We start from the raw sequence: 11744 nt of genomic DNA, 5'->3' as shown, positions 1-11744 counted from the left end.
ACATGACCAAACGCACGATCCCTTCACGCCGATTCATCAAGCCGTCGTTTAACTCTCTCATTGAAAAGAAACGCGACGGTCAGGAATTCACCCAAGAGGAAATTCGCTACATCATTGATTCCACGCTGGATGAGGACATTCCCAAGCACCAGCTGGCGGCGCTTTTGGTGACCATTTTCTTCCAGCAGATGTCCGCGCAGGAAACCGCAATCCTGACCGAAGAGCTGATGCTCTCCGGCGAAGTCATCGACCTGTCTCACATCGCCAAGCCCAAGATCGACAAATACTCAACCGGTGGCGTGGGTGATAAAACCTCTCTCGTGCTGGTTCCCTTGGCTATGGCGAGCGGTGTCGTGGTGCCGATGATGAGCGGCGTAGAACACGACTACATCATCAGCCCGCTGCAAAAGCTGTGCTCCATCCCCGGTTTCAAGAGCCACTTATCGATCGATGCGTTCACCAACCAGCTCGCCAAAATCGGCGGTGCCATCGTCGAGCAGGACCCGAAACTCGCCCCGGCCGACGCCAAGTTCTATGAACTGCGCAAGGAAACCGGCACCATCCCCAGCCTGCCGCTGATCACCGGCTCCGTGCTTTCGCGCAAACTCGCCGAAGGCTCCGAGGGTCTCGTGATCGACGTAAAGTGGGGCAACGGCTCGTTCATCAAGGACCTCGAGCAAGCCAAGCAACTCGCCCGCTCGATGACACGCGTCGGCCGCTCGCTCAAGCGCCGCTGCGTCGCGCTGGTCACCGACATGAACCAACCGCTCGGCGACACGGTCGGCACCGCCCTCGAGGTCAAAGAAGCCATCCAGTTGCTCAAGGGCGAAGGTCCGGAGGACATGAAGGAGCTCGTCCTCAAGCTCGGCATGGAGATTGTGCGTCTGGCTGGCGTCGCCGGCTCGACTCTCTCGGCCAAACAAACCGTGCTGCGCCACCTCAGCGACGGCTCGGCCCTTGAGAAATTCAAGGAGCTGGTCAAAGCCCAGGGCGGTGACACCGCTTTCATCGACCACCCGGAGAAATTCCCGGCGGCCAAACACATTCGCAAGCTCCCGGCCCCGAAGCGCGGCTATGTTCACACCATCAATGCGGCGATGATCGCCCGTGGCGTTCACCTCCTCGGCGCTGGCGTCGAGAAGGCCGGCGACAAGGTGGATTACTCGGTGGGTGTTTCCGAAATCAAGAAGGTCGGCACCCAGGTCAAGCAGGGCGAGCCGCTGATGATGATCCACTACAACGACGAATCGAAGCTCGAGACCGCGCTCAACTACTTCAAGGAGGCCTATCGCCTCGCGCCCAAGCGCCCCACCCCGCCCCCGTTGGTGGTCGAGCGCGTCGCTTAAGCGCAAACGATCAGCACGCAACGCGAGTCGACGTTGCTAACCAAGGCCGTCCAGGGAAACCCGGACGGCCTTTTTGCGTGTATCGATGAAGACAGGACGTATGGCAGACGAGGAAACCCGCGCACCAGGCGCTGCGGCCAATGTGCGGACGGGCTCAGCTCACCAGCTTCACCAACGCCGAAAAATCCTCGTCAGCCCAGCCCGCCTGCTCGGCGAGTGCCAGTTGTTCGTGCACCGTGGCGAGCAAGGGCAGCGCCTCGCAACCGCTCATGCCCGATGCCAGGCGCATGTCCTTGAGCATGTGTTTAACCGAAAACTGCGGCGCAAAATCGCCCGTACGCAGCTTTGGCTCCTTTAATTTAACCAGCCCCGAGTAGCTGACGTTTTTGCCCAATGCCGCGAAAAACATCTCGTCGCCAATTCCAGCCCGGCGGGCCAGCGCGAGGGCTTCGGATAGCGCCTGCATCTGCGCGGCAATGTTGAGGTTCATGGCCAGCTTCAGAGTGGCCGCCTGCCGATGGTCGCCAATGTGGAAACGCGCCTGCGAAACCAGCGCCAGCAGGGGTTCAACCTCCGCGATAAGCGCCGCGTCGCCGCCCAGGTAAAACACGCTCTGGCGCTGCTCGGCGGCCGGTTTGCTACCCGTGAAAGGCGCTTCCAGGTAACCAGCTCCGGTCGCCATCACAAGGCGGCGAAACTCGTCGCTGCTGTGCGGATCAATGGTGCTCGATTGCACGACCACCTTGCCGGGCCCGAGCGCGGGCAGGATGCGTTCGATGACCCCGCGCACGGCGGGCGGGTCGGCGACTACAATGTGAACGACATCGACGGCCGCAGCCACGGCCTCAGCCGAACTTAGCCAGCGCGGGAAATCCGGCTGCGGTGTGCGGTTCCACGCTCCGCCAAGCAGACCCGCCGACTCGTAATGTCGTGCCCAAACCCCGCCGATGATGCCCAAGCCGATGATGCCGATTTTCATAGGAGCTCAGTTTTAATGGAGGCCCGTCGCGTTGGCGCAACCCAAGCGTTACCAACCCAGCCCAATCAGCATCGTTTCATGATAGCACTTGACGAATTAAAGCGCGGGCCTCTACGTTCCACCTTTACCACTCATAACAGACCTCGTCACACGACCGTCACTCACCCTTTAATCCACACCGACCATGGCAAATCCGAAACGCAAGCAATCCAAACGCCGCAGCGCTAACCGCCGCGCAGCCAACGCCTTCAAAGCTCCTGAAATCGCCCGCGATCCTACCGATGGCACCGCTTTCCGCCCCCACCACGTGAATCCCGTCAACGGGACCTACCGCGGCCGCCAAGTCGTCAACGTCGAGGTCTAATCCTCACGTTCACCCCGCTGTAACGCCTTTACCATCCCTCGCGATGGCCTCTTCTACCGGCCAAACTGCACGCATCGCGGTCGACGCAATGGGTGCCGATTTGGGCCCAGCCGAAGTGGTGGCGGCGGTCCAGCTGGCACTGTCCGAGTTTTCTGATCTGAGCCCCATCACCCTTGTCGGTGATGAGGCAGTGCTCAAACCACTGATCACCAGCCAAGGCCTCAACGGGCACCCCTCGTTGAGGCTTTTTCATGCCTCCGAGGTGATCACGATGGACGACAAGCCCATTCCTGCGCTCAAGCGCAAGAAGGACGCCTCAATGTTCAGGGCCATCGAGCTGGTAAAGTCCGGCGAGGCCGCAGCCGTGGTCAGTTGCGGTAACACCGGTGCGCTCATGGCCGGCGGCACCATTAAGCTGCGCACGCTCGACGGCATCGAACGCCCTGCCCTGGCGGCGATTATCCCGCGTAAAAACGGCTACTTTATCCTCATCGACGCCGGCGCCAACCCCGAGGCCGAGCCCGAGCACCTCGTTCACAACGCCCTGCTCGGCACCCACTACGCGCGCATCGTCCTCGGCGTGGCCAAACCGCGCGTCGGCTTGCTCACCATCGGCACCGAGGAAGGCAAGGGCAACGCCCTCATCAGCGCCACCCACGATCACCTCAAAAAGCTGGGCGACCTCATCAACTACGTCGGCCCCACCGAGGGGTTTCAGGTTTTCACCGACCATTGCGACGTCGCCGTGTGCGACGGCTTTGTCGGCAACCTGCTGCTCAAGAGCTGGGAATCGCTGGCTCACTTTTTCTCCGCCACGCTCAAAACCGAGCTCAAGGCGAACCCGCTGCGCATGGGCGGGGCGATCCTCTCGCAGGGCGCATTCAAGGCGCTCAAGGCACGCATGAACCCGGAAGTTTACGGCGGCGCCCCGTTGCTGGGTCTGCGCGGCAACGTGCTCAAGGCGCATGGCTCCAGTAGCCGCATCGCGATCAAAAACGCGATCCGTGCGGCCAACCAAATTATCAAAGCCGACATGCTGCACCTCATTACCGCCGACGCCGCTCGCGCCAACGCGCTGATCAGCCCGCCCCTAGCGCCAGCAGACGCGGCTCAAGCAGCCCCGAGCGCTTAACGCGCTGGAGACCGGCCGAATTTCCGTGCTTTTGAGCTGATTTATCATGGGTTCCCCTGCCATCGCTATCCTCGGCACCGGCTCGTACGCCCCGCCCCGGATTCTTACCAACGAAGAGCTATCCCAAAGCGTTGATACGTCCGATGAGTGGATTTTCAGTCGCACCGGAATCCGCGAGCGCCACATCGCCGCCAAGGACGAAACCACCTCCCACATGGCGTCGGAGGCGGCACGAATCGCGATTGCCGACGCCGGTTTAACCGCCGCCGATATCGACCTGATCATCGTGGCCACGGTGACGCCCGACATGCCCATGCCGTCAACGGCATGCTTCGTCCAGCACCACCTCGGGGTGTTGAGCCACGCCGCCTGCTTTGACCTGAATGCAGCCTGCTCAGGCTTTATCTATGCGCTGGACACCGCGTGGGCGATGCTCGGCTCGGGCCGCTACCGCCACGCCCTGGTCATTGGGGCAGAGCGTATGTCCACGGTGGTCGACTGGAAGGATCGCACCACGTGTGTACTTTTTGGCGACGGCGCCGGTGCGGTCGTGCTGGGGCCTGCACGAGGCACCGCGCAGATCATCGGCACCAAACTTTATGCCGAAGGCGCCCACGCGCATCTGCTGTGTATCCCCGAGAAGGAGTGCGCCCCCGGCGAGACCGCCGCCGATGCCCCTCGGCCGCCGAGCACCATTACCATGAAGGGTCGCGAGATCTTCAAAAATGCCGTGCGCGAAATGGAGCAGGCGGCCCGCGAAATCCTCGCCCACCATCACATCGAAGCCTCGGCGATCGATTGCGTGATCCCCCACCAGGCCAATCTGCGCATCATCGCGGCGATCGGCCAGCACCTCAAACTTCCGCCCGAGCGCTTCTTCGTTAATCTCGAGCGCTACGGCAACACCTCGGCCGCCTCCATCCCCCTGGCCCTTGACGAGGCGCGCAGCACCGGGCGCATCAAACCGGGTGACACCACCCTGCTGGTCGCCTTTGGGGCAGGCTTGACCTATGGTTCCGCACTGGTTCGCTGGTAATTCTTTACGACATGTTCACCTCATTCGCTCGCGCCCTTTCCTCACTCGCCGTTTTAGGCCTAGCGTTGGCGCTGATTCCGCTTGCGGACCTGCGGGCCGACTTGGTCTGGACGCCCCAAACCGGTTGGAAAGCCGAGGGCGGTGTGCTCGCCGGCGCACTCCCCGAGCCGGATCGCAACGCTCTGGATGCCATGAACAAGGCTCGCGCCGACGAGGAGCACGGACGCCGTTCCGCAGCGATGAAACGCTATGAAAGCGTCGCCAAGAAGTACCCCAACTCGGTGTATGCGGCTGAAGCCTTGTTTCGCTCAGCGCACATCCGCTACGTTCGCCGCCAGTACGTCAAAGCCTTCGACTCCTTCCAGGACGTCGTCTCCAAGTACCCCAACTCCCCTCGCTTCAACTCGATCATCGGCGAGCAATACCTCATCGCCAACGACCTTTTAGAGGGCAAACGCCCGCGTTATTTCGGCTGGATCCCCGGCTTTAAGAACCGCTCCAAGGGCATCGAGTTCTTCGAGAAAATCGTCGAGACCGCGCCCCACAGTGAATACGCCCCGTTGTCCCTGATGAACGTGGCTCGCGGCCACCAGAAACTAGGCGAGCCCGACGAGGCCATTGATGCGCTCGATCGCATGATCAACGACTACCAACAGAGCCTGCTCGCCCCCGACGCTTACCTGAAACTCGCGCAAACCCACGCCTCCCTAGTGCAGGGCCCGGCTTACGATCAGGCCTCCACCCAGCAGGCGATCACCTATTACCAAGACTTCCTGATCCTGTTCCCCGCCGACACCAATGTCCCCGCCGTGGACAAGGGCTTGACCGAGGTGCGCAAGACGTTCTCCGAAAGCAAAATCGTGATCGGCGATTTCTATTTCTACAAACGCGACAACTTCAAGGCCGCACGCGTGCTCTACAACGAGGCGATCACCGCCTACCCGGATTCCTCCGTCGCCGAAGTGGCTCGCCAGCGCCTCGCCGCAGTCGAGAAAAAGGAAATCAAAGCCAAAGCCGCAGCCCTCCCGCCTGCCCCCGCGATTCCCCGCCCCAAGCCCAAACGTAGCTTCTGGCTGTTCTAATTCCCACCTGGGTTGCTGTTGCGACCCCCTCCTTCTCTATGCGCGCATCCCTGTTCTTCGGTTTTATCGGCCTGCTCTTCTTCACCGGCTGCGCCAACTATCAACTCGGCACCGGCGGCAAGTTAACCTTCCGCACGCTCTACGTCGCCCCCGTGGTCAACGAGAGCAACTTGCCCCAAGCCGTTGCCATCATCAGCACCCAATTGCGCGAGTCCTTCCTGCAGGACCCCCGCATCATCCTCGTCAACACCCCCGAGGAGGCCGAAGCCACCCTCACGGTGCGCCTGCTCAAATACGGCCGCACGGGTAAAACCGGACGCCGTGACGACACCGGTTTAGCGCGCAATTTTGATGTCACCGTCGAGGCGGAGGCCTCCTTGCGCGACAACCGCGACAACCACTTCATTTTCGAAAACCGCAAGGCCTCGGCTTCGCGTGAAGTTTTTGGCGATAGCGGCCAGCTTCAGGCCGAGTACAACAACGTGCCGTTGCTCGCCGAAATCCTGGCGAAAAACATCCGCAGCGCCACGCTCGACACCTGGTAAAAGTCGGCCGCCGGGCCTGCGTTTACCAATTCGTTTTCAAGGTGGGTTGAATTGGCCGGGAAGGCCAACCCTACAGTTTCGGAATCCGTCTAGCGTTGGCCGTCCTTGGCCAATTCGCCTCATCTTGATTGGGAATTAATATTCCCGCGCCGAGCAGGTTACGGCGAACACCGGTGAGTGACAGGCCCGATTGGCGAGTTTCGGCTTTCCATTGCCCACACTCGGCCCTGATTGTTGGGTTCAATGCACGCCTCGATTCTCGCCCCGTCTATTCTAGCTGGTGACCACGCGAACCTCGCGGCCAGCGCCCAGATCGTGGAATCCCTCGGTGTTTCATGGATCCACCTCGACATCATGGACGGCCACTTTGTGCCTAACCTGACTTTCGGTCCGCAAACGGTCGCCGCGCTGCGCAAAGGCTCCAAGCTGTTCTTCGACACCCACCTGATGCTGGCCGAGCCACAGCGTTACATCGAAGCGTTCGCCAAGGCCGGGGCCAACCTCATCAGCATCCATATCGAGCCCACCTACGATCACGCCGCCACCCTCAAGCGGATCCGCGAACTGGGTTGCCAAAACGGTATCGTGCTCAATCCCGCGACCCCCGCCGAGGCCATAGAACCCTTGCTCGACCAAGTCGATTTGGTGCTGGTGATGACCGTGCAACCCGGCTTTGGCGGCCAGCCGTTCCGCCGCGACATGTTGCCCAAGATCGCCCAAATCGACACTTGGCGCCGCGAACGCGGGCTTAACTTCCGCCTTGAGGTGGACGGAGGCATCGACCTGAAAAACGGCCCGGAATGCCGCGCGGTGGGCGTGGACACCTTTGTTGCCGGCTCCTCGTTCTTTGGGGCAACAGATAAAGCCGCCTTCGCCCAAACCGCCGCAGCCTGGTAATTAATGCTAAGGATCTCGTTAAAAACACTTTCCACTTAATAAATCGAGTACGATTGCCTCAGGGCAAAACACCTGCAACTTCACCGCCATTCATGAAAGAACCGTCCACCCATCCACGTCTCAGCCCACTGGCCGCCCTCATTTTCAGCTCTCGCTGGCTGCAACTTCCGCTTTACCTTGGCTTGATCGTCGCGCAGGGCGTTTACGTTGTACTTTTTATAAAAGAGCTGTGGCACCTGATCTCGGAAGCCACCCGTCTCACCGAGCAACAGATGATGTTGATCGTGCTCGGCCTGATCGACGTCGTCATGATCTCCAACCTCTTGATGATGGTGATCGTCGGTGGCTATGAGACCTTTGTGTCCCGCTTGCGCCTGCACAATCACCCCGACCAGCCCGAGTGGCTTAGCCATGTGAATGCCTCCGTTTTGAAGGTTAAACTGGCCATGGCCATCATCGGCATCAGTTCGGTGCATTTGCTAAAAACCTTCATCGCCGCCGGCAGCCTGGGCCTGCCGCCGTCACTTCAGCAAATTCCGGCTACCGGCACGCCGATCACCTCCGAAGGCGTGATGTGGCAGACGATCATCCACGGTGTTTTCATTCTGTCCGCACTCGGCATCGCGTACACCGACCGGGTCATGCTCGGGTCGCCTGCGCCGAAAGCCGACAAACATTAAGCCCGAACGCCGAAGTTTTAACCACGGAATTCACAGATGAGCACAGATAACAGAGTGTTACTGAATTTGAAGACAGGATGAAAAAAGGGGATCAAGCTGAGTCCGTTTACCTCCTAAGGGATTGTATCTGTGTAATCTGTGTAATCTGTGGTTGGTTTGAACTTCGGAATTCAGGTTAAGTCGCCCCGAAGAGACGACCTCGGTGTCGTCCGTGCCGAATCACCGTTCAAGACCTGCGCCTGATTGGTGTTTTATACCAACGACAGAATTATTTTAGACTTTTCCCCGACATGGGCGAGACGCCCAAGCCACGCTCGGAACTGCTCGACGTGGCACGGGCGTCTCGCCCGTGGGATTTGAGTCTAAAAGCATTCAGCTGCTGGCATTAGCTTCTTCCTGATCCCTAAGCGCGAAAAAGCCCCGGAGTGAGTTCACTCCGGGGCTTTTTGGTAGCCGTTGATTCGGGCCCATCAGCGCAACCGCCAGCCCATACTGCCCGCGTCGGCGGGGTTTACGCCACAGGCGTCGGGATCACGGTCTGAATGTGCAACTCTTTGAGCTGCTTAGCCGTCACCGGAGTCGGGCTTTGCGCCATCAGGTCCTGGCCCTTTTGGGTTTTGGGGAAGGCGATGACGTCACGGATGCTGGTCGTGCCGCAGAGCAGCGCCACCATGCGGTCCAAACCAAAGGCAATGCCGCCATGCGGAGGCGCGCCGAAGGTGAAGGCTTTGAGCATGTAACCGAAGCGGCTTTCCACCACGTCGGCGGGAATCTTGAGCACGTCTTCAAACACCTTCTTTTGCAGCGCGGGTTGGTGAATGCGGATCGAACCACCGCCCAGCTCCATGCCGTTCAAGACCAAGTCGTAATGCTGACCGCGCACCCGCTTCGGGTCCGTGTCGAGATACGCCGCATCCTCGGGCACCGGCGCGGTGAAGGGATGGTGCGTCGCCGCATAACCGCCGCGCTCTTCGTCGTAGGACATCAACGGGAAGTCGATTACCCACAGGAACTTCCAATCGTCGGCGCGAATGGTGAGTTTACCGCGTTTGACCAGCAGTTGCGCGGCTTCGAGGCGGATGCGACCGAGGATGGCGCAGGCCTTTTCCCAAGGCGCAGCGGCGAAGAACACCATGTCGCCTTCCTCAATACCGAGTTGCGCGGTGAGCGCGGCTTTTTCGGCGTCGGAGAAGAACTTGACGATGGGCGATTTCCATTCGCCCTTTTCCGCCTTGATGAAGGCAAGGCCCTTGGCACCGAGTGACTTGGCAACATCCTCGAGCGCCTTGAGTTCGCCCTGGGTGAGATCGGCCAGCCCCTTGGCGGTAAACGCCTTGATGACGCCGCCGCCGGCCACCGTGGCTTGGAACACCTTGAAGGCCGAATCCTTGAAAATCGGCGACAGATCGCTCAGTTCCATGGCGAAACGCAGATCGGGCTTGTCCACGCCAAAGCGGTTCATCGCATCGACATAGGGCATGCGCAGGAACGGCGCGGGGATGGTCACGTCGAGGACGTCCTTCCACACCTTGGTGATCATGCCTTCGAACAGACGGTAAACGTCTTCGCGCGTGATGAACGAGGCTTCGACGTCCACCTGGGTGAACTCCATCTGACGGTCGGAGCGCAGGTCTTCGTCGCGGAAACAGCGGGCGATCTGGAAGTAACGCTCCACGCCGGCGACCATGAGGATCTGCTTAAACTGCTGGGGCGACTGGGATAACGCGTAAAACTCGCCGGGATGGATGCGCGAAGGCACCAGGTATTCGCGGGCACCCTCGGGCGTGGATTTGAAGAGCGCGGGGGTTTCCACCTCGATGAACTCCTGGGAGTCGAAGTAATCGCGGATCGACTTGGCGGCGCGGTGGCGCACCTGCAGGTTTTTGCGCATCTTGGGACGGCGCAAGTCGAGGTAACGGTAGGTGAGACGCAGGTCCTCGTTGACCTTGTCGCCGCCAACATCGTCGAGAGGGAACGGCGGGGTGTCGGAGATGTTGTGAATCGTCAACGTGGAGGCATCCACCTCGATGCCGCCGGTGGGAAGGGTTTTGTTAACCGTTCCCTCGGGGCGGGCGACGACCGTGCCGTCCACGCCGATGACGGATTCGGGCTTGAGGTGGGAGGCCTCGGCGGCGAGCGCGGGGTTCACCTGCGGATCGAACTTCACCTGGGTGATGCCTTTACGATCGCGCAAGTCGATGAACAGGATGCCGCCGTGGTCGCGGATGGAATCCACCCAACCTAGGAGCGAAACGTTCGCGTTAAGATCGGACGGGGTGAGCTGGCCGCAATGATGGGTGCGCTTCATGGTAATTAAAAGTCGTTCACCAAGCGCAGGTCAGCCTCGGACCGCAAATCTAAAGTCCGCTTAAAAGCGCCAAATCCCCTAGTCGACTAGGGGTGTTTACCTGCCCCGAAAGGGAGGGAACGCCCGATTGGTGGCACCTTCGATTTCGACTAAGCTGAGGCCAGATTAAACCACCTCAACCCATGCTCTCCAATACTCCTATTTCCTCCAGCCCCTTTATCCTCTCCATCGATGTTCAACCCGCGCCCGGACAGGCCGTGTTGGTCATCACGCGGAGCCCCCTGATGGCACGGGCGGTGAGTGATTTTCTCCGGCAACTTGGCGGCGACCTCAAGCCGGTCTGGTTGACCTCGGTCGACAAGGCCTGCCAACGCCTGGAATGGGACCACCCCAAAATGGTCATCCTGGATACCGCCGATACCAGCGACACGAACGAGGCGGCCGACGCCCTCCACCATGTTTCGCCCAAAATGGAATTACTTTTCCTCGGCGGCAGCCCGGCTAGCCCGTAATACGAATTAGCGTTGAAGTTGTGGTTTACGGCCACCTTGAGCTCACGCTCAAGGCCACACGCTTCGCGAAATCCCGCCTCACGAACTCACTCTTCGCGCACTCGCTCCCCGTGGCCTTGAGCGTGAGCTCAAGGTGTACCCGCATGCACTCGCTCCCCCACGAACCCGTTTTTTAAGCTCATCTTGGATGCGAATGGATGAAAAACGTGTGCCGAAGGATACCGGCACAGCCCGCATCACTCGCGCCAGGTGAACGCGTGGCATAAAGCCACGCCCGCCGCGTCGGCCTCGTCGGCGGCCAACACCGCGCCATGACCGAGCATCGCCATGACCGTGCGCGCCAACTGCTCCTTGCTCGCCCGGCCCGCGCCCGTCACCGCCTGCTTCACCCGTAACGGGGCGTATTCAAACACATCCATGCCGCCCAGTGCCGCCGCCGAAATCGCCGCGCCTCGCGCCGCTCCCAAAATCTGCGCCGTCTGAAAATTTTGCACGTAAATGGTCTGCTCCAGCGCCACGTGCCGCACCTTGAAATCCACCAAAAACGCCGCCACCGCCTTGTGGATTTCGCCCAGCGCATAAGACATCGGCCGGCTGGACGGGATTTTGAGCGTGCGACAGCGCAGCAATACCGGCTGCCGCGAAGGAGCGAACTCGATCAGCGCCAACCCGGTGCCGCGCAACGACGGGTCAATGCCCAGAACCACGCCCACAAACGGCGCGCGTTGCAGCGAGAACGTCGCGGCCACCCCGGCGCCTGTGCCCAAACCGGCGATACGCGTCGGCGCGGCCTTGGCCGCAGGCATGGGCCCGCCCGCCAGTTTTGCCGCCCACATGTCCCTTACATTCAATCGCGCCATGGC

12 protein-coding genes are annotated in these 11744 nt (G+C 60.6%); 9 read left to right on the top strand and 3 right to left on the bottom strand.

Annotated features, from left to right (window positions below; translation table 11 throughout):
* Positions 1-2: 2 nt before the first annotated feature.
* Complete coding sequence (locus H2170_18265) at positions 3-1346, top strand: thymidine phosphorylase (protein ID MCS6302020.1); 1344 nt, start codon at positions 3-5, stop codon at positions 1344-1346.
* Positions 1347-1500: 154 nt separating this feature from the next.
* Here the strand turns inward: H2170_18265 and H2170_18260 are convergent, their stop codons facing one another.
* Positions 1501-2325: an NAD(P)-dependent oxidoreductase gene (locus H2170_18260; protein ID MCS6302019.1), complete on the bottom strand. Its 825-nt coding sequence runs from the start codon at positions 2323-2325 to the stop codon at positions 1501-1503.
* A 184-nt stretch (positions 2326-2509) separates the two neighbouring features.
* On the opposite strand from H2170_18260, the gene rpmF reads away from it, so the two are divergent.
* The 7 genes from rpmF (at position 2510) to H2170_18225 (ending at position 8061) form a co-directional block, all read left to right on the top strand.
* On the top strand, positions 2510-2689 hold the full coding sequence (gene rpmF, locus H2170_18255) for a 50S ribosomal protein L32 (protein MCS6302018.1): 180 nt from the start codon (positions 2510-2512) through the stop codon (positions 2687-2689).
* 43 nt (positions 2690-2732) lie between these two features.
* Complete coding sequence (plsX, locus tag H2170_18250; protein MCS6302017.1) at positions 2733-3821, top strand: phosphate acyltransferase PlsX; 1089 nt, start codon at positions 2733-2735, stop codon at positions 3819-3821.
* A 46-nt stretch (positions 3822-3867) separates the two neighbouring features.
* Complete coding sequence (locus H2170_18245; GenBank protein ID MCS6302016.1) at positions 3868-4857, top strand: ketoacyl-ACP synthase III; 990 nt, start codon at positions 3868-3870, stop codon at positions 4855-4857.
* A gap of 11 nt (positions 4858-4868) precedes the next feature.
* A complete protein-coding gene (locus H2170_18240; protein MCS6302015.1) occupies positions 4869-5939 on the top strand; it encodes a tetratricopeptide repeat protein in 1071 nt (356 codons plus the stop codon).
* Between the two features lie 38 nt (positions 5940-5977).
* Entirely contained in the window at positions 5978-6484 is a 507-nt protein-coding gene (locus H2170_18235; GenBank protein ID MCS6302014.1) for a hypothetical protein, read from the top strand.
* Positions 6485-6727: 243 nt separating this feature from the next.
* Entirely contained in the window at positions 6728-7381 is a 654-nt protein-coding gene (gene rpe, locus H2170_18230) for a ribulose-phosphate 3-epimerase (protein MCS6302013.1), read from the top strand.
* A gap of 92 nt (positions 7382-7473) precedes the next feature.
* On the top strand, positions 7474-8061 hold the full coding sequence (locus H2170_18225) for a TIGR00645 family protein (GenBank protein MCS6302012.1): 588 nt from the start codon (positions 7474-7476) through the stop codon (positions 8059-8061).
* A gap of 511 nt (positions 8062-8572) precedes the next feature.
* Here H2170_18225 and aspS read toward each other — a convergent pair.
* Positions 8573-10369 (bottom strand): aspartate--tRNA ligase, encoded by a 1797-nt coding sequence (gene aspS / locus H2170_18220; GenBank protein ID MCS6302011.1) that lies wholly within the window; start codon positions 10367-10369, stop codon positions 8573-8575.
* 182 nt (positions 10370-10551) lie between these two features.
* Between aspS and H2170_18215 the strand changes: the two genes are divergently transcribed.
* Positions 10552-10881: a hypothetical protein gene (locus H2170_18215; protein MCS6302010.1), complete on the top strand. Its 330-nt coding sequence runs from the start codon at positions 10552-10554 to the stop codon at positions 10879-10881.
* Between the two features lie 236 nt (positions 10882-11117).
* On the opposite strand, the gene H2170_18210 is transcribed toward H2170_18215, so the two are convergent.
* Entirely contained in the window at positions 11118-11741 is a 624-nt protein-coding gene (locus tag H2170_18210) for a crossover junction endodeoxyribonuclease RuvC (GenBank protein ID MCS6302009.1), read from the bottom strand.
* Positions 11742-11744: the final 3 nt, after the last annotated feature.

Origin of the sequence: Opitutus sp. (assembly GCA_024998815.1) — a bacterium.
Classification (GTDB): domain Bacteria; phylum Verrucomicrobiota; class Verrucomicrobiia; order Opitutales; family Opitutaceae; genus Rariglobus.
Note: the sequence above shows the minus strand (reverse complement) of the source record. Positions and strands in the feature narration are given on the sequence as shown.